This window comes from Streptomyces sp. NPDC004051 (genome assembly GCF_053604275.1).
On record NZ_JBSGHG010000015.1, the window covers coordinates 47,175 to 66,706 of the forward strand.

Annotated in this window: 20 protein-coding genes; 13 read left to right on the forward strand and 7 right to left on the reverse strand. The window is 72.1% G+C overall.

The window, feature by feature from the left end:
* Nucleotides 1–134 precede the first annotated feature (134 nt).
* From ACWEQO_RS17845 to ACWEQO_RS17875, 7 genes are all read left to right on the forward strand, one after another.
* Nucleotides 135–1,004, forward strand: coding sequence for an alpha/beta hydrolase (locus ACWEQO_RS17845; RefSeq protein WP_452984082.1), 870 nt, complete (start codon nucleotides 135–137; stop codon nucleotides 1,002–1,004).
* 271 nt (nucleotides 1,005–1,275) lie between these two features.
* On the forward strand, nucleotides 1,276–2,232 hold the full coding sequence (locus tag ACWEQO_RS17850; RefSeq protein WP_452984084.1) for an alpha/beta hydrolase: 957 nt from the start codon (nucleotides 1,276–1,278) through the stop codon (nucleotides 2,230–2,232).
* Complete coding sequence (locus ACWEQO_RS17855; RefSeq protein ID WP_452984086.1) at nucleotides 2,225–3,463, forward strand: acyltransferase family protein; 1,239 nt, start codon at nucleotides 2,225–2,227, stop codon at nucleotides 3,461–3,463. Before ACWEQO_RS17850 ends, ACWEQO_RS17855 begins: the two co-directional genes overlap by 8 nt.
* A 10-nt stretch (nucleotides 3,464–3,473) precedes the next feature.
* Entirely contained in the window at nucleotides 3,474–4,856 is a 1,383-nt protein-coding gene (locus tag ACWEQO_RS17860; protein WP_452984088.1) for a sensor histidine kinase, read from the forward strand.
* A complete protein-coding gene (locus ACWEQO_RS17865) occupies nucleotides 4,853–5,515 on the forward strand; it encodes a response regulator transcription factor (protein ID WP_361454736.1) in 663 nt (220 codons plus the stop codon). Before ACWEQO_RS17860 ends, ACWEQO_RS17865 begins: the two co-directional genes overlap by 4 nt.
* A gap of 137 nt (nucleotides 5,516–5,652) precedes the next feature.
* Nucleotides 5,653–7,017 (forward strand): sensor histidine kinase, encoded by a 1,365-nt coding sequence (locus ACWEQO_RS17870; RefSeq protein ID WP_452984090.1) that lies wholly within the window; start codon nucleotides 5,653–5,655, stop codon nucleotides 7,015–7,017.
* Nucleotides 7,014–7,679 (forward strand): response regulator transcription factor, encoded by a 666-nt coding sequence (locus ACWEQO_RS17875; RefSeq protein ID WP_361454742.1) that lies wholly within the window; start codon nucleotides 7,014–7,016, stop codon nucleotides 7,677–7,679. Before ACWEQO_RS17870 ends, ACWEQO_RS17875 begins: the two co-directional genes overlap by 4 nt.
* Here ACWEQO_RS17875 and ACWEQO_RS17880 read toward each other — a convergent pair.
* On the reverse strand, nucleotides 7,649–8,098 hold the full coding sequence (locus tag ACWEQO_RS17880; protein WP_452984092.1) for an ATP-binding protein: 450 nt from the start codon (nucleotides 8,096–8,098) through the stop codon (nucleotides 7,649–7,651). The genes ACWEQO_RS17875 and ACWEQO_RS17880 overlap by 31 nt on opposite strands.
* A gap of 225 nt (nucleotides 8,099–8,323) precedes the next feature.
* Between ACWEQO_RS17880 and ACWEQO_RS17885 the strand changes: the two genes are divergently transcribed.
* Nucleotides 8,324–9,175, forward strand: coding sequence for a helix-turn-helix domain-containing protein (locus tag ACWEQO_RS17885; RefSeq protein ID WP_452984094.1), 852 nt, complete (start codon nucleotides 8,324–8,326; stop codon nucleotides 9,173–9,175).
* An 8-nt stretch (nucleotides 9,176–9,183) separates the two neighbouring features.
* The gene (locus ACWEQO_RS17890; RefSeq protein ID WP_452984096.1) at nucleotides 9,184–9,375 is read left to right on the forward strand and encodes a DUF397 domain-containing protein; all 192 of its coding nucleotides are present in this window, start codon (nucleotides 9,184–9,186) and stop codon (nucleotides 9,373–9,375) included.
* Between the two features lie 51 nt (nucleotides 9,376–9,426).
* Here the strand turns inward: ACWEQO_RS17890 and ACWEQO_RS17895 are convergent, their stop codons facing one another.
* Nucleotides 9,427–9,969: an MOSC domain-containing protein gene (locus ACWEQO_RS17895; protein WP_452984098.1), complete on the reverse strand. Its 543-nt coding sequence runs from the start codon at nucleotides 9,967–9,969 to the stop codon at nucleotides 9,427–9,429.
* Nucleotides 9,970–10,056: 87 nt separating this feature from the next.
* Here ACWEQO_RS17895 and ACWEQO_RS17900 point away from each other — a divergent pair, with 87 nt between their 5' ends.
* Entirely contained in the window at nucleotides 10,057–11,277 is a 1,221-nt protein-coding gene (locus tag ACWEQO_RS17900) for a cytochrome P450 (protein ID WP_452984100.1), read from the forward strand.
* Nucleotides 11,278–11,521: 244 nt separating this feature from the next.
* Here ACWEQO_RS17900 and ACWEQO_RS17905 read toward each other — a convergent pair whose 3' ends face one another.
* Nucleotides 11,522–13,183: an ABC transporter permease gene (locus tag ACWEQO_RS17905; protein ID WP_452984102.1), complete on the reverse strand. Its 1,662-nt coding sequence runs from the start codon at nucleotides 13,181–13,183 to the stop codon at nucleotides 11,522–11,524.
* Nucleotides 13,180–14,172: an ATP-binding cassette domain-containing protein gene (locus ACWEQO_RS17910; RefSeq protein WP_452984104.1), complete on the reverse strand. Its 993-nt coding sequence runs from the start codon at nucleotides 14,170–14,172 to the stop codon at nucleotides 13,180–13,182. The genes ACWEQO_RS17905 and ACWEQO_RS17910 overlap by 4 nt, the downstream gene beginning before the upstream one ends.
* 103 nt (nucleotides 14,173–14,275) lie before the next feature.
* Between ACWEQO_RS17910 and ACWEQO_RS17915 the strand changes: the two genes are divergently transcribed.
* The gene (locus tag ACWEQO_RS17915; RefSeq protein ID WP_452984106.1) at nucleotides 14,276–14,779 is read left to right on the forward strand and encodes a GbsR/MarR family transcriptional regulator; all 504 of its coding nucleotides are present in this window, start codon (nucleotides 14,276–14,278) and stop codon (nucleotides 14,777–14,779) included.
* Nucleotides 14,780–14,858: 79 nt separating this feature from the next.
* Nucleotides 14,859–15,449 carry a Uma2 family endonuclease gene (locus ACWEQO_RS17920; RefSeq protein WP_452984108.1) on the forward strand — a complete coding sequence of 197 codons (591 nt, stop codon included), beginning with the start codon at nucleotides 14,859–14,861 and terminating at the stop codon, nucleotides 15,447–15,449.
* A gap of 9 nt (nucleotides 15,450–15,458) precedes the next feature.
* Here ACWEQO_RS17920 and ACWEQO_RS17925 read toward each other — a convergent pair whose 3' ends face one another.
* Complete coding sequence (locus ACWEQO_RS17925; protein ID WP_452984110.1) at nucleotides 15,459–16,316, reverse strand: diacylglycerol kinase; 858 nt, start codon at nucleotides 16,314–16,316, stop codon at nucleotides 15,459–15,461.
* A gap of 185 nt (nucleotides 16,317–16,501) precedes the next feature.
* Between ACWEQO_RS17925 and ACWEQO_RS17930 the strand changes: the two genes are divergently transcribed.
* Nucleotides 16,502–17,785 carry an adenylosuccinate synthase gene (locus tag ACWEQO_RS17930; RefSeq protein ID WP_452984112.1) on the forward strand — a complete coding sequence of 428 codons (1,284 nt, stop codon included), beginning with the start codon at nucleotides 16,502–16,504 and terminating at the stop codon, nucleotides 17,783–17,785.
* Between the two features lie 127 nt (nucleotides 17,786–17,912).
* Here the strand turns inward: ACWEQO_RS17930 and ACWEQO_RS17935 are convergent, their stop codons facing one another.
* The gene (locus ACWEQO_RS17935; protein ID WP_361454778.1) at nucleotides 17,913–18,563 is read right to left on the reverse strand and encodes a hypothetical protein; all 651 of its coding nucleotides are present in this window, start codon (nucleotides 18,561–18,563) and stop codon (nucleotides 17,913–17,915) included.
* A 175-nt stretch (nucleotides 18,564–18,738) separates the two neighbouring features.
* Nucleotides 18,739–19,446 carry a GntR family transcriptional regulator gene (locus tag ACWEQO_RS17940; protein ID WP_452984114.1) on the reverse strand — a complete coding sequence of 236 codons (708 nt, stop codon included), beginning with the start codon at nucleotides 19,444–19,446 and terminating at the stop codon, nucleotides 18,739–18,741.
* Between the last annotated feature and the right edge of the window lie 86 nt (nucleotides 19,447–19,532).

The window sequence follows — 19,532 nt, forward strand, 5'->3', positions numbered from 1 at the left end:
GAACCGCTCCGCAGGGTGTTCACCGAGCGTGATATCCCCATGTCCATGCCCGTCGTCGGGCTGATACCGTCCCGGCCAACGGCCGACGTCTTCTCCCGTCCGCCAAGTACGTTTCATCGCTGAGAGGTTGGAGCATGTCGGACGACTCCGCAGCCGCCCGGGCCGCCGCCGAGGAGGAGTCGGCCTTCTCCCACCCGCCCGTCGCCCCCGACGCCACCGCGGCCTACGGCGACCACCCGGACCAGCTGATCGACTTCTACGCGCCGCGCGGCACGGGCGGCCCCGCGCCGGTCGTCGCCGTCCTGCACGGCGGCGCCTGGCGCGCCCCCTACGACCGGCGGCACATCAGCCCGTTCGCCGCGTTCCTGGCCGGGCGGGGCTTCGCCGTGGCCAGCGTCGAATACCGGCGCGGTGCGGAGCCGGAGACCGGCGGGGACCCGGTCGCGGGCCGGTGGCCCGACACCTTCGACGACGTCGCCGCCGCGCTGGACGCCCTGCCCGAGCTGGTCCGGCAGCACCTGCCGACGGCCGACCCGCGCCGCACGGTGCTCACCGGCCACTCGGCCGGCGGCCATCTGGCGCTGTGGGCCGCCGCCCGGCACGTCCTGCCCGCCGACGCGCCGTGGCGCACCGACCGCCCCGCCCCGCTGCGCGGGGTCGTCGCGCTCGCCCCGGCCGCCGACTTCGAGGTCGCCGACAAGCTGGACGTCTGCGGCGGCGCGACCCGCCAGTTCCTGGGCGGCGACGAGCACTTCGCCGAACGCCGGCCCTACGCCGACCCGGCGCTGCTGCTGCCCACCGGCATCGCCACGGTCCTCGTCCAGGGCCGGGACGACATCGACGTCCCGCAGGCGGTCGCCGAGTCCTACGCGGAGGCGGCGGCGAAGGCCGGCGAGGTGGTCGGGCTGACACTGCTGGCGGACGCCGGCCACTTCCCGCTGATCGACCCGGCGGCGGACGCCTGCGCGGTGGTGGCGGAGGAGATCGCCCAACTCGCCTGGTGAACCGGGCCACCGGGTCACCGGGCCGCCGGGCTACTGGGTCACCGGGTCACCGGGTCACCGGGCCGCCGGGCTACCGGGCCGCTGGGCTACCGGGCCGCCGGGCCGCCGGGTCGCTGGGCCGCTGGGTACCCGGTCGTGCCCGTCGGCCCCGTCATACCTGAGAGCTACCTCCCGGGTGAGTCCCCTGGTGGGACGCGGACTACCCGCGCCGATCCGTAACTTCCTTCCCTGACAAGCCCGATGACCCGGGCGAACAGGGGGGAAGAACATCATGGGGCTCCGGTGGCGCCGTACCGCACTCGCCGTTCTCATCGCCTCGGCCGTGACCCTGCCCGTGGCCGGCGCGGCCCGGCCCCAGGTCCCCGCTCCGGCCCCCGCCGGGCTCGCCCCGCCGACCGCGGCCACCCTCGACGCCGCCTACGCCGCCCACCGCGCCGACGCCGAGGCGGCGGCGCGGATGGCCGCCGACCACGGCGACCGGCGGCGCGCGGCGGCCGACCGCGCCCTGGCAGACCCCGACCGGCAACTGCTCGCCTTCGACGGCCGCGGCTCCGGGCTGGTGACCGAGGTGCTCGGCGACCTCGCGCACGCCGACCGGATCGCCGTCCTGGTCCCCGGTTCCGACACCGGCATCGACACCTACGGCCGGTTCCGCGCCGCCGCCGAGGCCCTGCACGCGCGGCTCACCCGGGAGGCCCCGGCGGGCACCCGGACGGCGGTCGTCGCCTGGCTCGGCTACGAGACGCCCGGCACGGTCGACGTCGCCGTCGCCACCACCGACCGGGCCGACCGGGCCGCCCCCGAACTACGTTCCCTCGTCGACGACGTGCGCGCCGTCTCCGGTCCGCGCGCCCGCATCTCCCTGATCTGCCACTCCTACGGCTCGGTCGTGTGCGCCGGTGCCGCCGCCGACCTGGACGTCGGCGACATCGTCCTCGTCGGCAGTCCGGGAACCGGCGTCGACACCGCCGCCGCGCTGCGCACCCGGGCCCGGATCTGGGCGGCTCGGGGCGCCGACGACTGGGTGGCGAACGTCCCGCACCTCAGCGCCGATCTGTTCGGCACCACCGTCGGCTTCGGCGCCGACCCCGTCACGCCGGAGTTCGGCGCCCGGGTCTTCGCGGCCGGCGACGGCGGCCACAGCGACTACTTCGACCCCGGCTCCCCCTCCCTGGCCAACCTGACCCGGATCGTCCTCGGCCGGACCGCGGCGGTGACCCGTGACTGACCTGAGCCCGAACGCCGTACGCGACGCCCTGCGGCAGGCTGCCGACCGCGTCGACGCCGCCACCCCCGCCCACCGCGACCGCGCCGTGGACGCCCTGCGCGCCCTCGCCGTCCTCGGTGTCGTCCTCGGCCACTGGCTGGTCACCGCCCTCGTCGCGGACGGCGGCACCCTGCGCACGGCCAGTCCCCTCCAGCACCTGCCCTGGCTGGCGCCCGTCTCCTGGCTGTTCCAGACCCTCGCCGTGTTCTTCCTGGTCGGCGGCCATGTGGCGACCCGCGGGTACGCCTCGGCCCGCGCCCGGGGCGTCCCGTACCACCGCTGGCTGCGGGACCGGCTGACCCGGCTGTTCAAGCCGGTCGCCGCCGTCCTCAGCCTGTGGACGGCCGTCGCGGTCGCGCTCCTGCTCTCCGGAACCGAGTACGCGACCGTCCGCACGCTGGTGAAACTCGCCCTGTCCCCGCTCTGGTTCCTGCTGGTCTTCGCCGCCCTCACCGCCGCGACCCCGCTGCTGGCCCGGCTCCACCCGCTGTGGCCGCTCGCCGCCGTCCTCCCCGTGGACGTGGTGCGTTTCGGTCTCGACGGCCCCGCCTGGCTCGGCTGGATCAACCTCGCGGCCGGCTGGCTGGTCCCCTACACCCTGGGCGCCGCCTGGACCCGGGGCGAGCTGGAACGCCACCGCTCCGGCCTGCTCCTGCTCGTCGGCGGTACGGCGGTCACGGCCGCGCTCGTCGCCTGGGCCGGCTACCCGGCCTCGATGGTCGGCGTCCCGGGCGCCGCCGTCTCCAACCTCGACCCGCCGACCCTGGCCGCCGTCACCTTCGGCCTCGCCCAGTGCGGACTGGCGCTGCTGCTGCGGGAGCGGCTGCGGGACGCGATGCGGCGGCCGGTCGCGTGGGCGGCGGTGGCACTGGTCAACCTCTCCGCGATGACGATCTTCCTCTGGCACCAGACGGCCCTGATGGCGACCACCGCCACCGGACTCCTCCTCGGCCGCCTGCCCGGCCTGCACACCCTCCCCGACGACCTCGGCTGGATCGCCGCCCGGCTGGCCTGGCTGCCGGTGCTCGCCGGAGCCCTCGCTGTGTGCTGGGCCGCGTTCCGGTCCTGGGAGCAGCAGGGCGGGCGGGGGTGCGGAGGGCCCCGGACGTCTGGCCGGGCGCGACCCCAAGTCGTGTGCACACAGCAGCAGTTGACGGACCGGGGCGCGGTGGAGGGAGTACGGCGTGTCTAGGCTGGCGCGGATGACGGAATCGGGGGTCGCGCGGGTGTTCGGACGGGTGGTGGCGGGCCGGGTGGTGCGTTGGCTGCGTGTGCTGCGCGATGACCTGTGCACCGCGCGGGCGGACCCGCTGCCGCCGTTCAAGTGGCTGCGTTGGCTGCCGCACGGGGTGTTGTGTCTGGCCGGACTCGGGATTTTCGGGGGTGGCTTCGCCCAGCTCCGGGACCACGGGCACGTGGAGATCGGCTTCGCGACCGCGGTCGCGGTCGGACAGGGCGGCGCCGTGATCGTCGGGCTGTGGCGGCCGATCACCGCCTGGTGGATGTCGCTGGGGTCCACGGTGCTGGGGGCGGTCGCGGTCCATCACCTGCTCCACGGCCCGGCGGCCGGCTTCCAGTGGCCCTGGACCGCTGCCGGCATCGTCGCCCATCTGCTGGTCCTGCTGCTGCTCACGCTGCGCGTGCGGACCCGCGTCTCGGTCGAGGCCCTGGTGCTCACCTTGCTGTTCACCTATGTCTTCCAGGCACTCTGGGGCGGCCCGGACTACTTGTCCACCGGCATGCTCGCCGCCTCCCTGTCCACCGTCGTGGTCGTGCTCGGCATCGCCCTGCGCGGCCGTCGCGAGGCCCGCGCCGAACTCGTGGAGCAGACCACGCTCACCGCAGAGGAACGCTCCCGGCGCACCCTGCTGGAGGAACGCAGCCGGATCGCCCGCGAACTGCACGACGTGGTGGCCCACCACATGTCGGTCATCTCCATCCAGGCCCAGGTTGCCCCGCACCTGGTGGAGAACCCGTCCGAGGAGCTGAAGGAGAACCTGGCCGGCATCCGGCAGAACGCCGTCGACGCGCTGACCGAACTCCGCCGCGTCCTGGGCGTCCTGCGCTCCGAACACCCCGGCGGCACCGGCGATCGCGAGGGCGTGCCCGGCCCGCACCCGGACGGCTCCGCCACCGCGCCCCACGCTCCCCACGCCCCGCAGCCCACCCTGGCCCGGCTGGGGGCGCTGGTGGAGAACACCCGCGCCGCCGGACTCACCGTCACCACCGAGATCACCGGCGAGCGGCGCCCGCTGCCGCCCGGCGTGGAACTGTCGGCGTACAGGATCGTGCAGGAGGCGCTGAGCAACGTCCTGCGGCACGCACCCGGCGCCACCGCCCAGGTCCGCCTCGCCTACGACCGGGACGGGCTGCGGATCGAGGTCCTCAACAGCCGCCCCACCCGCGAGGCACCGCTGTCCTCGGGAGCCGGGCACGGACTGCTCGGGATGCGGGAACGGGCCGCGATGCTCGGCGGTACCCTCACCGCCGGCCCCCGGACCGGCCACGGCTACAAGGTCGAGGCCCACCTCCCGGTCTCCGCCCCGCACGCTTCCGACCCCCCTCCACAGAACGGCCCCGCATGATCCGCGTACTCGTCGCCGACGACCAGCAGATGGTCCGGCAGGGCTTCACCGTGCTGCTGAACACCTACCCCGACATCGAGGTGGTCGGCCAGGCGGTCGACGGGCTGGACGCGGTCGCCCAGGTCGCCGAACTCGCCCCGGACGTCGTCCTGATGGACATCCGCATGCCCGAACTCGGCGGCATCGAGGCCACCCGCCGCATCACCACGGCCACCCCGCACATCCGGGTGCTGGTGCTGACCACCTTCGACCTCGACGAGTACGTGTACGAGGCACTGCGGGCCGGCGCCTCCGGCTTCCTGCTGAAGGACGCCTCCTCTGACCAACTCGCCGAGGCGGTACGGGTGGTGGCATCCGGAGACGCGCTGCTCGCGCCCGGCATCACCCGCCGCCTGATAGCCGAGTTCTCCCGGCTGGACACCCGGCCCCGCCCCCCGCTCAGGGACCGCGTGGGCGACCTCACCGAACGCGAGACGGAGGTGCTGTCGCTGATCGCGCAGGGCCTGTCGAACGCGGAGATCGCCCTGCGGCTGGTGGTCGCCGAACAGACCGTGAAGACGCACGTCGGCCGCATCCTGGTGAAACTGGGCCTGCGCGACCGCACCCAGGCGGCGGTCTTCGCGTACGAGTCGGGGCTGGTCCGCCCCTCCGGGTACTGACCCTCCATCCGGGTACTGACCCTCCGAAAGAGGGCCGGCAGGCCGTCCGCGCGGCCCGCGTAGTACCTGAGACGGACGCCCGGGGACCCGTCTCAGCGGGGACGACCGCGGTCACCCGGGCGGCCTACCGTGTGAGCGTGACCGAGACGACTCACCTGAAGCCACCGTCCGCGCCGCCCGGGGGCGGGGCCGGGACATCGCGCAGCCCGGAGTACCGGCTGGCCCAGAAAGCCCTGGGCGGGCTGCGCCAGGACCTGTTCCACGATGCCTTCGCCTATCGTCCGCTGCCGCGCACGGACGCTTCCGGGCCGATCGCCCGCCGACTGCCCGGCCGGCTGCGGTCCGCCGCGGAGCAGCTTCCGCACACGGTGGTGGCCCTGGCCGCCCTGTTCGTCCTGTGGGTCGGTGCGGCGGGCGGCGGTACCGACAGCGGTCCGCTGGCCCTGCTGACCGGCCTGATCTGCGCGCTTCCCGTGCTGGCCACCCTGATCCGGCCGGTCGGAGCGTTCTGGCTGTCGATGGCGGCGACCCCCGTGACCGCGGTACTGAGCGGCGGCTGGGGCGACTGGCCGTGGATGCCCGGCGCGTTCATCGGCCACCTGGTGGTGCTGGTCGTCGTGGCGCTCCGCACCCGGCCCCGCACCGCCGCCTGGATGTGGGTCCTGACCGCCCTGTACGCCTTCCTCTCGGACGTCGTGTTCAGCGACCCGTACTACTACACGAACAGCGCGCCCATGACGGTGACCTCCGCCATCGCCCTGCTCGTGGTCTCCGTCTGGCACATCCGACGGACGGCCGAGGAGGAGGTGACCGCCCAGCAAACGGTCACCGCGCACGAACGCTCCCGGCGCACGCTCCTCGAGGAGCGCACCACCATCGCCCGCGAGCTGCACGACGTGGTGGCGCACCACATGTCGGTGGTCGCCATCCAGGCCGAGGCCGCCCCCTACCGGGTGGAGAACCCGCCGCCCGAGCTGGAACGCGCCTTCGCCACCATCCGCGAGAACGCGGTGGCCGCCCTCACCGAGCTGCGCCGGGTCCTGGGCGTGGTCCGCGCCGAGGACTACGAGGCTCCCGACGCCCCGCAGCCCACCCTCGCCGACCTGGACGCCCTGCTCGCCAACGTGCGGGACACCGGTCTGGACGTGGAGAAGGTGGTGACCGGCGCGGTGCGCGAGCTGCCGCAGGGCGTGGAGCTGTCGGCGTACAGGATCGTGCAGGAGGCGCTGAGCAACAGCCTGCGGCACGCGCCGGGAGCGAGCGCCCGGGTCGAGATCGGGTACGTCCTCGGCGGCCTCGGTCTGCGTGTGGTCAACGGCCCGGCCCCCTCACCGAACCTGGTGAAGCCCTCGCCCGGCGCCGGGCACGGCGTCACCGGCATGCGCGAGCGGGTCTCCATGCTGAACGGCGAGATGACGGCCGGCCCGACCGACGACGGCGGCTACGAGGTCGCGGTGTTCCTGCCGGTCGCCTCGGTGAACGAGAACGAAGGTGACGCATGACCATTCGCGTCCTGATCGCGGACGACCAGATGATGGTGCGCGAGGGCTTCTCGGTGCTGCTGAACGCGATGCCGGGCATCGAGGTCGTCGGCGAGGCCGTCAACGGCCGGGAAGCGGTGGACCGGGTCCGCGAACTCGCCCCCGACGTCGTCCTGATGGACATCCGCATGCCCGAGCTGAACGGCATCGAGGCGACCCGCGAGATCGTCGCCGCCGACGGCGCCGCGAAGGTGCTGGTGCTGACCACCTTCGACCTCGACGAGTACGTCTACCAGGCGCTGCGCGCGGGCGCCTCCGGCTTCCTCCTCAAGGACGCCTCGGCCCGCCAACTCGCCGACGGGGTGAGGATCGTCGCGTCCGGAGAGGCGCTGCTCGCCCCCACGGTGACCAAACGCCTGATCACCGAGTTCTCCAAACTCTCCGAGGCCCCGCGCCTGATGCCGTCCGCGCACGCGGCCTACGGCGACCTGACCGAGCGGGAGACGGAGGTCCTGGTGCTCATCGCGCAGGGCCTGTCGAACGCGGAGATCGCCGGACGACTGGTGGTCGCCGAATCGACGATCAAGACCCATGTGAGCCGCATCCTGGTGAAACTGGGCCTCCGCGACCGCACCCAGGCAGCCGTCTTCGCCTACGAGGCCCGACTGGTGACACCGGGCTGACCGGGCTGATCGTGCTGCCCGGAGAGCTCGCACCACACGTACTTGCCCCGGTTGCCGAACCGGGAGAGCGGATGCCAGCCCCACAGGTCGGAGCAGGCCCTGACGAGGGCGAGCCCTCGGCCGTCCTCCTCGGTGACGCCACCGTCCCACCCGGCGGGAGCGAGCGGCGGTTCGGGGTCCGTGTCCCACGCCCCGATCCGCAGCACGCCGGCCGCCCACCGCACCCGCAGCGCGGCGGGCCCCTTGGTGTGCGTCACGGCGTTGGTGACCAGCTCCGTCGCCAGCAGTTCGGCGACGTCGACCAGGCGGATCAGGCCGTGCATCGTGAGGACGAGCCGGAGGGTACGGCGACTGATGGTGACGGCGCGCGGGTCGTTCGGGATGTACAGGGAGTACTCCCAGGGCTCGTCCTCGGGCATGCGGCAACTCCGTTCGGTGAGGTGAGGGGCGTCGCAGCCACCGGGCGGTGTCATTGCCGCAGCCGTCATGACAGGACGAAGCGGTGCACTTCCGGCACCCCGGCGTTCCACAGCGTGTGCGTCGCGTCACTGACGGTATGGCACTAATTGGTGCCAGTGCAACTGGTTGGCGTAGCCTGACACCCGAATGTGGGGCCATTACAGGGACGTTGAGCGGGAGGGCGCGTGCCGCCGAGGAGGAATCCCACTGCGCGACAGGTGCGCCTGGGAACAGAACTGCGCAGGCTGCGCGAGGCTGCCGGTCTGAAGGCCCGGGAGGTGGCAGCGTTACTGAACTCGACCTCGGGTCAGATGAGTCACGTAGAGCTCGGCATCGCGGCTGTCAGCGCGGAGCGCGTTCGCCGCTTGGCCGCCCATTGCGCCTGCATGGACAACGAGTTGATCGACGCACTCGTGGCCATGGCGACTGACCGTACGCGCGGTTGGTGGGAGGAGTACCGAGGGATCCTGCCGCCGGCGTTCCTGGACACGGCCGAAGCCGAGCACCACGCGACATACCTGCGCGAAGTGGTGGTCATGCACGTGCCCGGTCTGTTGCAGACCGCGGACTATGCGCGTGCCGTCTTCAGCTACATGCGCCCAGAACTCTCCGAGAGCGAGGTGGCTGCGCGCGTGGAGCACCGGATGAACCGACGCGTGATCATCGAGCGTGACAGCCCGACGCCGTACGAAACGGTCATCCATGAATTCGCCCTGCGCGTTCATGTGGTCGATCGCCAGGCGTCACGTGCTCAACTGCGCTTCATCCTGGATGAGATCGAGAAGGGGCATGCCACGGTGCGTGTCGTCCCCGTCGACTTCGAAGGCTTCGCGGGGGCTGGAGCTTCGATGGTGTACCTCGGTGGCCCGGTTCCCCAACTGGACACGGGGCTGCGTGATTCGCCCACGGGTGTCGTCTTCTGCGATGCACAGGCCCAACTGAAATGGCTCCGTGCGTTGTTCCATAAGGTGGAGAGCGCGGCGCTGGAGCCTGTGGCGTCGCGAGACGTCATCCACCGGCTGGCGAAGGAGATGTGAGGCGCACGATGACCGAGGCCCTGAACTGGCGGAAGTCCACCTATTCAAGCGGCGGTGACGGCGACACCTGCGTCGAGATAGCGGAAGCGCACCCCCGTATAGCCATCCGCGACTCCAAGGCACCCGCCCGCGCCACTCTCTCCTTCCCCGCCCGCTCCTTCGGCGCCTTCATAGAGTCGGTCAAGAGGTCGCGCGGATAGGCGGGTGAGCTGGGGCAGGCCGACCGCGGCGTGGGTGTGGCGGCCTGTGAGTCAGACCCGGTCCAGAGGCCGGTGCGATCCGCTGGGGAGTTCTGCTTCGATCACGTCGCCCGGGCGCACCACGCCGCCCTCCTTCACGATGCTCATGATTCCGGCCTTGCGTACGAGGTTTCCGGCTTCGTCGCGGCCGACGACCTGCTTCAGCAGTCCGTCCTGGAAGGTGTCGATCTGCAGGCAGGGATTGCGCAGGCCGGTCACCTCCAGCACCGCGTCGTCGCCGATGCGCAGCAGCGTGCCGACCGGCAGGCCGAGCAGGTCGACGCCCCGGGTGGTGATGTTCTCGCCGAGGTCACCGGGCGCCACCTCGAATCCCTCCGCACCGACCTCGGCGAAGAGCTCCTCATGGATGAGGTGGACCTGGCGCAGGTTCGGCTGGGTGGGGTCCTGCGCGACCCGCGAGCGGTGCTTGACCGTGACGCCGGCATGTACGTCCCCCTCGACCCCGAGCCCGGCGAGCAGCGTGATGCTGTCCCGGTTCGGCTTGGTGAACGAGTACGCGCCGTTGCTGCTGACGGCCGTGACTGTCCCGTGCATCCTCGGATCTCCCCAGGTGACAATGCTCGGCCACGACCCTACCGAGGGCTCTGGGCACAGGGCCGGTCGGCGGCTTATGGTCCGGGCATGATGGCTGAAACCGACCTCGTGTTCGACCCCTGGGACCCGGCGTTCGTCGCCGATCCGTATGCCGGCTACGCCGAGCTGCGGGAGCGGGGGCGGGTGCACTGGTTCGAGCCGACGAACCAGTGGCTGGTGCCGCACCACGCGGACGTCTCGGCGCTGCTGCGCGACCGGCGGCTGGGGCGGACGTACCAGCACCGCTTCACCCACGAGGAGTTCGGCCGGACGGCTCCGCCGCCGGAGCAGGAGCCGTTCCACACCCTCAACGACCACGGCATGCTCGACCTGGAGCCGCCGGACCACACCCGGATCCGGCGCCTGGTGTCGAAGGCGTTCACCCCGCGCACGGTGGAGCGGCTGAAGCCGTACGTCGAGGGACTGGCGGGCGACCTGGTGGCCGCGCTGGTCGACGCCGGCGGCGGTGACCTGCTGACGGACGTCGCCGAACCGCTGCCGGTCGCGGTGATCGCCGAGATGCTGGGCATCCCGGAGTCCGACCGGGCCCCGCTGCGCCCCTGGTCGGCGGAGATCTGCGGGATGTACGAGCTGAACCCGTCGGGGGAGTCGGCGGAGAAGGCCGTCCGGGCCTCGGTCGAGTTCTCGGAGTACCTGCGGGAGCTGATCGCCGAGCGTCGCGCGAAGCCCGGCGACGACCTGATCTCGGGGCTGATCGCGGCCCACGACGAGGACGACGACCGGCTCACCGAGCAGGAGATGATCTCCACCTGTGTGTTGCTGCTGAACGCGGGCCACGAGGCGACGGTGAACTCCACGGTCAACGGCTGGTGGGCGCTGTTCCGGAACCCGGACCAGTTGGCCGCCCTCCGCGCGGACCACTCCCTGGTCCCCACGGCGGTGGAGGAGCTGATGCGCTACGACACCCCGCTCCAGCTCTTCGAGCGCTGGGTCCTGGACGACATCGAGATCGACGGCACGGTGATCCCCCGGGGCGCGGAGATCGCCATGCTCTTCGGTTCCGCCAACCACGACCCGGCCGTGTTCGCCGACCCCGCCCGCCTGGACCTCACCCGCGCGGACAACCCGCACATCTCCTTCAGCGCCGGCATCCACTACTGCATCGGCGCACCCCTGGCCCGTATCGAACTCGCCGCGTCCATGACGGCGTTGCTGGAGCAGACCCCGACGCTGCGCCTGGCGGAGGAACCGAAGCGCAAGCCGAACTTCGTGATCCGGGGCCTGGAGGGACTGACGGTCGAGCTCTGAGCCCGTCACCCGTCATCCGTCACCCGCCACCCGGGGCCGCGGAGCCGGAGACGGGTACCTTGCCGAAAACCGTGAGCACTCGGCGGCCATGTGTCACTTAGGCGCTCAAATGAGCGCGATCGGGACAGTCATGGCCGAAGTGCTCACGGTTTCGGGACGGTGTGTCCTCCCCGGAGCGTGAGCGAGTGCCCCGGCGCCGCCCACGGCGAGGCCGCCGTTCCATCGGGCAGGGCCCGCGGCGCGGTCACTTCGTCTCCAGGTCCCGGCGGCGGAAGCCCGTCAGGCCCAGCCACACCAGGCCGGCGGCGGTGAGGGAGAGCAGGAGCAGGGGGAGCCAGTCCATGTCCGCGGCGGGGAGCCGGGGGACGTGGCCGAAGGGGGAGAGGTTGTTCATCCAGCCCGGGAACCGGAGGATCTGGCCGAGGTAGCCGACCACGAAGGCGTACACCGGCACGATCCAGGCCGCCTGGCTCGCCCGCGGGAACCAGCCGAAGAGCACCACGGCCACGCCGACCGTGACCCACAGGGCGGGTGCGTAGGCGAGGGCCGCCCCCACCAGCTTCGGGAGCAGCGAGCCGTCCCCGGTCGAGGCCGCGCCCGCGACGCCGAAGCCGAGCCCGGCCAGCAGCAGCACGACCGTGCCGCCGCCCATGGCCACGGCCAGGTGGCCGCCGACCCAGCGGGTGCGGGAGAGGCCGGTGGCGAGGAGGGGTTCGGCGCGGCCCGCCGTCTCCTCGGAGCGGGGCCGCAGCGCCGCCATGACGACGTACACCGCCGCCACGACCGCGAGGACGACCATGACCATGGAGGCGAAGGACTCGGCGATGCCCGCCCCGCCGAGGCGGGCCAGGGCCTCCTGGATCTCGTCGATGCCCTCCAGCATCTCCTCGGCGTCCCCGAGGATCGACCCGTACATCGCGCCCATCAGGAACAGGCCCGCGCCGAAGCCGATCAGCGTGCCGCGGTGCAGCCGCAGGGCGAGGCCGAGCGGTGTGGCGAGCGCGTCGGAGGCCGTGGGGCTGCCCAGCTTCTCCGGGCGCAGGCCCGCGCCCACGTCGCGGCGGGTGGAGAGCACGAAACCCGCCGCCGCGCACACCACCGCGAACACCAGGCAGAGCAGCAGCGGCCACCAGCGGTCGTCGACGTACGGGTAGCTGCGCTGCACCCAGCCGATCGGGGACAGCCAGGACAGGGCGTCGTTCGCGCCGCTGTCGCCGGCGGCGCGCAGCACGTAGGCGAGGCCGATGACCGCGAGCGCCGTGCCGGACGCGCCGCGGGTGTGCGCGGTGAACTGGACGGTGACCGCGGCGACGGCGGCGAAGACGAGGCCGACGGCGGCGTGGGCGAAGCCGTAGAGCAGCGAGCCCGCCGTGTCGATGCCCTCCGTCCCCAGGCCGGCCAGGCCGAAGGCCAGCAGCAGGGCGAGGGCGAGGTTGGCCAGGACCGCGACGGACAGGGCGGCGGCGAGGTGGGCGTGGCGGCCCACCACCGTCGAGCGCACCAGCTCGGCGCGGCCGGTCTCCTCCTCGGCACGGGTGTGCCGGGTGATGACCAGCACGCTCATGAGGCCGACCAGGACGGCCATGAAACCGAGCATCTGGTGGCTCAGCATGGAGCCGAAGCCGTAGTCGTCGAGGTAGTGGCGGGGGCCGGACATGGCGAGGCCGGCCGGGCTGTCCATGCTCCGGACGGCGTTCGCCCGGTCCTCCGGGGAGCCGTAGAGCGTGGTGAAGCTGTTCGCCGTGGCGAGCGTGCCGAGGAACAGGGCCAGGATCCACACCGGGAGCCGGATCCGGTCGCGGCGCAGGGCGAAGCGGATCAGCGTCCGGGTCCCGGCCAGCGCGTTGCCGCCCGCGGCCGGTCCGGCGGGGGCCGGCGCCTCGGGGGCGGCGGTCGCGGTGGTCATCGCGGGTCTCCGTTCGTACGCTGCCCGGCCTGTTCGGCCTGCTCGGCCTGCTCGTCGGTGCGCCCGGTGCGCCCGGCGCCGTGCCCGTTGGCGGCGAGTTCGCTGCCGTAGTGGCGGAGCATCAGCTCCTCCAGGGTCGGCGGGTGGCTGACGAGGCTGCGGATTCCGCACTCGGTGAGCCTGCGGACCGCCGCGTCGACCCGGCCGCCGTCGACGGCGAAACGGATCCGGCCGGTGGCCTCGTCGAGGGTCTGCAGGCCGTGCACGCCGGGCAGTTCGGCGAGACCCGTGGCGGGGCGCTCGGTCTCCGCCTCGATGGTGGTGCGGGTCAGGTGGCGCAGCTCGCCGAGGGTGCCGGACTGGACGGTGCGGCCCAGCCGGATGATGCTCACCCGGTCGGCGAGCTTCTCCACCTGGGCCAGGATGTGGCTGGAGAGCAGGACGGTCCTGCCGGCCGCCTTGGCCTCGCCGATGACGTCCTGGAAGACGACCTCCATGAGCGGGTCCAGTCCCGCGGTCGGCTCGTCGAGGAGCAGCAGCTCGGCGTCGGAGGCGAGCGCGGCGACGATGGCGACCTTCTGCCGGTTGCCCTTGGAGTAGGCGCGGCCCTTCTTGGTCGGGTCCAGGTCGAAGCGCTCGACGAGCTCGGTGCGCCGTTTCCTGTCCAGGCCGCCGCGGAGCCGCGCCAGCAGGTCGATGGCCTCGCCGCCGGTGAGGTTCGGCCACAGTTCGACGTCGCCGGGGACATAGGCGAGGCGGCGGTGCAGCTCCACGGCGTCCGCCCACGGATCGCGGCCGAGCACCCGGGCGGCGCCCGAGTCGGCACGCAGCAGACCGAGCAGGACGCGGAGGGTGGTGGACTTGCCGGAGCCGTTCGGGCCCAGGAAGCCGTGGACCTCGCCGGACTCGACGTCCAGGTCGAGACCGTCGAGCGCGCGCGTGCGACCGAACGACTTGTGGAGTCCGGACACGGTGATGGCCTTCGTCATGACGACGAACGTACATTTTCTTCAGAATTTTGTGAAGTTAAGGAACCGTATGAACGACGGCTAGACTGGCGAACGGTGTCTGAACAGGGGAGATGATCGGGGCATGGCGGAACCGAGTACGACGGACCGGGACCCGGAGGCCGTCTCACGGTTCGTCGAGCACTTCGCGGCGCAGTTGGTGGAGGCCGGACTGCCGCGCATGCCCGCCCGGGTCTTCGCCGCCCTGCTCTCCTCCGACACCGGCGTCATGACCTCCGCGGAACTGGGGGAACGGCTGCGGGTCTCGCCCGCCGCGGTCTCCGGCGCGGTGCGCTACCTGGCGCAGCAGCACATGGTCTCCCGCGAGCGCGAGCCCGGCTCGCGCCGGGAGCGGTACCGCGTGCGCGGCGACCAGTGGTACGAGGCCCTGACCAACCGCGAGGCCGTCATCCGGCGCTGGGAGGACGCCCTGCGCGAGGGCGTCACCGGCCTGGGGCCCGGCACCCCGGCGGGTCGTCGGCTGGCGGAGACCCTGGCCTTCTTCGAGTTCGTGGAGAAGGAGGTCGAGGGGATGATGGCGCGCTGGCGCGTGCAGCGGGAGGAGCGCTTCGGGCGGGGTGGGGCGTAGGTGCGGAAGTCGGTCACGGTTACGTGAGTGATCGGCTACGCTGAGTGGCGACTGGTCCGCATCAAAGGGAGGGCGCATCATGACAGTCATGGCAGAGCGACCGATGATAAGCGGCACCGAGCCCCACGACTTCGAGGAGCTGCTGGACACCCTCGACGAGCTGGACGTGCCCGACGGCTACAAAGCCGAGATCATCAGGGGGAACATCGTCGTGTCGCCGTGGTCGAAGGGGTACTACCTCGACGTCATGGAACTGGTGTGTGAACAGCTTCGGCAGCATCTGCCCGAAGAGCACCGGATCAGTTACGGCCCGTTCCTGTACGTGTTTCCGGGAGTGGAGCGGGCGTACGGCCCGGACATTCACGTGGCGCATCGGAGCATCAGCCGGATCACCAGTAACCACTTGGACGGTGAGGCCCTGTCCTTCGTCGCCGAGTTGACCTCCTCCTCCACCCGGGACGACGACCTGACCGACAAGGTCGAGGCGTACGGAAGGGCGGGTGTCCCCGTCTACCTGCTCCTCGACATGCAGGAGGAGCAGGCCACGGTCTTCTCGATGCCCTCGGCCAAGGGCTACGAGGCTCGCTGCTCCAAGCCGTTCGGCGAGAAGCTGCCGATCCCCCAGCCGTTCGACTGCCTGCTGGACACGACCGACTTCAAGGCCCCCTGAGCCGGTCGGTCAGCTCTTCGGCAGGGTCAGCCCCAGGGCCCCCTCCAGCACCACCCACGTCCGGGTCCGTACCGGTCCCGACACCACCGCGTCCGCGCGGTAGCGGAAATGGGCGCCCGAGACCGTCACCGTGTGCCCCTCCGCCAGCAGCGGGGACGCCTCCGCGCCCACCGACGCCGGACGCACCTCGACCCTGGCCGTCCCGGAGGCGCCCGGGACGACGGACACGGCCTCCACCGGCTGGTGCAGGTCGACCAGGGTCTCCCCGTCGACCTCCACCCGCAGCCGGGAGGGGTGCGCCTCGGCGACGTGAGCGAGCTCGGACGGCCGGGCCGGCACCAGGGTCCGTACCAGGGACCGGCACGTCTGCAGCCAGGGGCGCCCCACCCCGCCGACCGTCTCCCGTACCGGCGTCACACCCCCGACCGGCGGGATCCGCACCGCGCCGAGCACCACGCCGTCGCTGTCGTCCACCAGCAGGTCCAGCCGCCGCTCGGCGCCGTCCAACGCGGCCCGCGCCGCCGCCACCGTGCCCGTGGGCACTCCCAGCGACCGGGCGAGGGACAGCGTGCCGCCGACCGGCACCAGGGACAGCGCGCAGCCGGTCAGCTCGCGCTGCCGGTGCAGCACCTCCACCGCCCGCATCAGGGCCCGGTCGTCGCCGATCACCACCGGCCGCCGGGGGCCCAGCCGGGCCAGCGCGCGGGCGAACTCCTCCGGCCCCTCCGGCAGGCAGACCTTCGTGCTCGCACCCCCGCTGAGCACGTCTTTCGCGATGCGCACGGACTCGCCGTCCCTGCGGCGGGCGACCGGATCGATGACCACCAGGAGCTGATCGGACGTCGGGGAAGTCGCCACCTCGGCCATGCCTCGCTTCCTCGGGTAGCATCTTTGTGCAAGAGCCCCTTTGCACTTTTGCGCAGGGGCTTCGTCTATTCCGGGGCACCCGGTCCGACGGTTGGCGGCCAACGGTGGTCGCGGTGCACGCGGCGGAGATCCACCGCGTACGCCCCTGACCCTGGACATGCCCCGCCCGGAAGGGGTGTACGCGCGTGCCCGCACTTGTGCTGCTCGGTGCTCAGTGGGGTGACGAAGGCAAGGGAAAGGCGACGGACCTGCTCGGAGGTTCCGTCGACTACGTGGTGCGCTACCAAGGCGGCAACAACGCCGGCCACACGGTAGTCGTGGGTGACCAGAAGTACGCACTCCACCTGCTCCCTTCCGGAATCCTGTCCCCCGGTTGCACTCCGGTCATCGGCAACGGCGTCGTCGTCGACCCCTCCGTCCTGCTCTCCGAGCTGAGTGGGCTGAACGAGCGGGGCGTCGACACGTCCAAGCTCCTGCTCAGCGGCAACGCGCACATCATCACGCCGTACAACGTGACCGTCGACAAGGTGACGGAACGCTTCCTCGGCAAGCGCAAGATCGGGACGACCGGTCGCGGCATCGGCCCGACCTACGCCGACAAGATCAACCGCGTCGGCATCCGGGTCCAGGACCTGTACGACGAGTCGATCCTCACCCAGAAGGTCGAGGCGGCGCTCGACGTCAAGAACCAGATGCTCACCAAGTTCTACAACCGGCGCGCGATCGCCGTGGACCAGGTGGTCGAGGAGCTGCTGGGCTACGCGGACAAGCTGGCGCCCTACGTCACCGACACCGTCCTGGTCCTCAACGAGGCGCTGGAGCAGGACAAGGTGGTCCTCTTCGAGGGCGGCCAGGGCACCCTGCTCGACATCGACCACGGCACGTACCCCTTCGTCACCTCGTCCAACCCGACCGCGGGCGGCGCCTGCACGGGCGCCGGCGTGGGCCCGACGAAGATCAGCCGGGTCATCGGCATCCTCAAGGCGTACACGACCCGCGTCGGCGCCGGCCCGTTCCCGACCGAGCTGTTCGACGCGGACGGCGAGGCACTGCGCACCATCGGCGGCGAGCGGGGCGTCACCACCGGCCGCGACCGCCGCTGCGGCTGGTTCGACGCGGTCATCGCCCGCTACGCGACCCGCGTCAACGGCCTGACCGACTTCTTCCTCACCAAGCTCGACGTCCTCACCGGCTGGGAGCAGATCCCGGTCTGCGTGGCCTACGAGATCGACGGCAGGCGCGTCGAGGAGCTCCCCTACTCCCAGACGGACTTCCACCACGCGAAGCCGGTCTACGAGATGCTCCCCGGCTGGTCCGAGGACATCACCGGGGCGAAGTCCTTCTCCGACCTCCCGAAGAACGCCCAGGCCTACGTCAAGGCGCTGGAGGAGATGTCCGGCGCCCCGATCTCCGCGATCGGCGTGGGCCCGGGCCGCGACGAGACGATCGAGATCAACTCGTTCCTGTAGGACCGGCGCTGCCGCACTCCGGCGCACCCCGACGTCCCGGTGACCCGTCCAGGGTCACCGGGACGTTCCCGTCTCCGGGGATCCGGGGGATCCGGGGAGTCCGGGGCGAGCCCGTGCACGCCCGGGGTCAGCTGAAGACGATCATCGAGCCCTGGGCCAGGCTCCGGGTCGCGGCCGCGTGCAGGCCGAGCCAGACGTGGCGTTCGCGGGCGAAGGGGCTGGGGTCGTACGGGGGCGGGACGGCGGGCTCCTCCAGCTCGGTCGGCCCCTGCGGGGGGTCCGGCGTGGCCGGCGGGTTCGCGGGGTCGATGCCGAGGGCCGGGGCGACGAGTTCCAGTTCCCGCAGCAGCGCGTGGGAGGAGCCCAGCGGGCCGCCGCCGGCGAGGAGTTCGTCGCTGGAGAGCGGGGTCGGGAAGTCCACGGGGACGTACGCCCCGGCGTGGTCGTAGTGCCAGACCAGGTGCGACCGCTGGGCCGTCGCCTCGAACATCTCCAGCAACTGCTCGTAGTCACCGCCCAGTTCGCCCACCGGCGTGACCGGCAGCCCGGACACCTGGAGCAGGTAGGCGCGCCGCAGGAAGTGCAGCGCGTCGTAGTCGAAGCCCGCGACCGGGGCGACCTCACCGGACAGCCCCGGCATGTACTGGTACACCGGCACCGGCGGCAGTCCGGCCTCGGCGAGCACCTTGTTGTACTGCGCGATCTCCTCGGCGAACGGATTGTCGGGCGTGTGGCACAACACGTCGACGAGCGGTACCAGCCACAGGTCACAGGCCAAGAGGGCTCCTCGCACAGCACGTAGGTCGAAGACACGGGGTCGAAGACACAGGGTCGAAGACACGTAGGTCGTCAGGGAAGAAAAGGGTATCGGCGCGGGGCGGGGGCGGCTCCCCTCGTGCAGGTCCCCTGTCCATACGAACACAGACACCGCGGGCGCCGCGCCCCGGCCCCGGTCAGTCCGGGGGGATCCGTCGGATGAGGCTCAGGGAGTGGGCGTTGTACGAGTCGATGATCGCGCGCGCGGAAGCGGTGTCGCGGCGCGACAGGGAATCGACCAGATCGGTGTGCTCGGACCACAGCCGTCCCCGCAGATCGGGCAGCCGGCGCAGGTGCTGCACCGCGCACACCCAGGTCTGCACCCGGAGCCGGTGCAGGAAGGCGGTGAGGTAGGGGTTGCCGAACAGGGCCCCGAGCTCGCGCCAGAAGCGCAGGTCGTAGCCGATCAGAACGGTCAGGTCCCCGGCGAGGGCCGAGCGCTGCGCCTCCTCGCCGCGCCGCCGGACCCCGGCGAGCGCGGCGGCGATCCGGGGCTCCTCGGGCCGCAGGGAGGACAGGCGCCCGTCGGGGTCGATCAGGGCGTGGAACATCCCGTCGACCACCAGACCGCGGGCCTCGATCATGTCGCGGAAGTCGTCGACGGAGTACTCCTGCACCCGGAATCCCCGGTGCTGGTCGGCGTCGAGCAGTCCCTGCGCCGACAGGTCGACCAGCGCCTCCCGCACCGGGGTCGCGGAGACCCCGTACTGGTCGGCGATCTCCCTGACGGTGAACTCCTGCCCCGGCTGGAGCCGCCCGGCCAGCACCTCGTCACGGAGCGCGTCGGCGATCTGCTGCCGCAGCGTGCTGCGGGTCACCGCTCCGGTGCCGCTGGTGCCGGGCATGGTCGGGCGTCTCCCTCATCGCGTTCGAACGGCGTGCACACATCTGTCCACGGTTCCGCCACCCTACGCGTTCACTTTTCCCGCAC

What these genes read in the sequence shown, in the direction of transcription:
- ACWEQO_RS17910 (WP_452984104.1), bottom strand. Translation starts at nt 14,172, where the DNA reads ATGACGAAGGCCATCACCGTGTCCGGACTCCACAAGTCGTTCGGTCGC.
- ACWEQO_RS17925 (WP_452984110.1), bottom strand. Translation starts at nt 16,316, where the DNA reads ATGGCCGAGGTGGCGACTTCCCCGACGTCCGATCAGCTCCTGGTGGTC.
- ACWEQO_RS17895 (WP_452984098.1), bottom strand. Translation starts at nt 9,969, where the DNA reads ATGCACGGGACAGTCACGGCCGTCAGCAGCAACGGCGCGTACTCGTTC.
- ACWEQO_RS17845 (WP_452984082.1), top strand. Translation starts at nt 135, where the DNA reads ATGTCGGACGACTCCGCAGCCGCCCGGGCCGCCGCCGAGGAGGAGTCG.
- ACWEQO_RS17865 (WP_361454736.1), top strand. Translation starts at nt 4,853, where the DNA reads ATGATCCGCGTACTCGTCGCCGACGACCAGCAGATGGTCCGGCAGGGC.
- ACWEQO_RS17890 (WP_452984096.1), top strand. Translation starts at nt 9,184, where the DNA reads ATGACCGAGGCCCTGAACTGGCGGAAGTCCACCTATTCAAGCGGCGGT.
- ACWEQO_RS17905 (WP_452984102.1), bottom strand. Translation starts at nt 13,183, where the DNA reads ATGACCACCGCGACCGCCGCCCCCGAGGCGCCGGCCCCCGCCGGACCG.
- ACWEQO_RS17875 (WP_361454742.1), top strand. Translation starts at nt 7,014, where the DNA reads ATGACCATTCGCGTCCTGATCGCGGACGACCAGATGATGGTGCGCGAG.
- ACWEQO_RS17900 (WP_452984100.1), top strand. Translation starts at nt 10,057, where the DNA reads ATGATGGCTGAAACCGACCTCGTGTTCGACCCCTGGGACCCGGCGTTC.
- ACWEQO_RS17940 (WP_452984114.1), bottom strand. Translation starts at nt 19,446, where the DNA reads ATGCCCGGCACCAGCGGCACCGGAGCGGTGACCCGCAGCACGCTGCGG.
- ACWEQO_RS17915 (WP_452984106.1), top strand. Translation starts at nt 14,276, where the DNA reads ATGGCGGAACCGAGTACGACGGACCGGGACCCGGAGGCCGTCTCACGG.
- ACWEQO_RS17850 (WP_452984084.1), top strand. Translation starts at nt 1,276, where the DNA reads ATGGGGCTCCGGTGGCGCCGTACCGCACTCGCCGTTCTCATCGCCTCG.
- ACWEQO_RS17920 (WP_452984108.1), top strand. Translation starts at nt 14,859, where the DNA reads ATGACAGTCATGGCAGAGCGACCGATGATAAGCGGCACCGAGCCCCAC.
- ACWEQO_RS17880 (WP_452984092.1), bottom strand. Translation starts at nt 8,098, where the DNA reads ATGCCCGAGGACGAGCCCTGGGAGTACTCCCTGTACATCCCGAACGAC.
- ACWEQO_RS17860 (WP_452984088.1), top strand. Translation starts at nt 3,474, where the DNA reads ATGACGGAATCGGGGGTCGCGCGGGTGTTCGGACGGGTGGTGGCGGGC.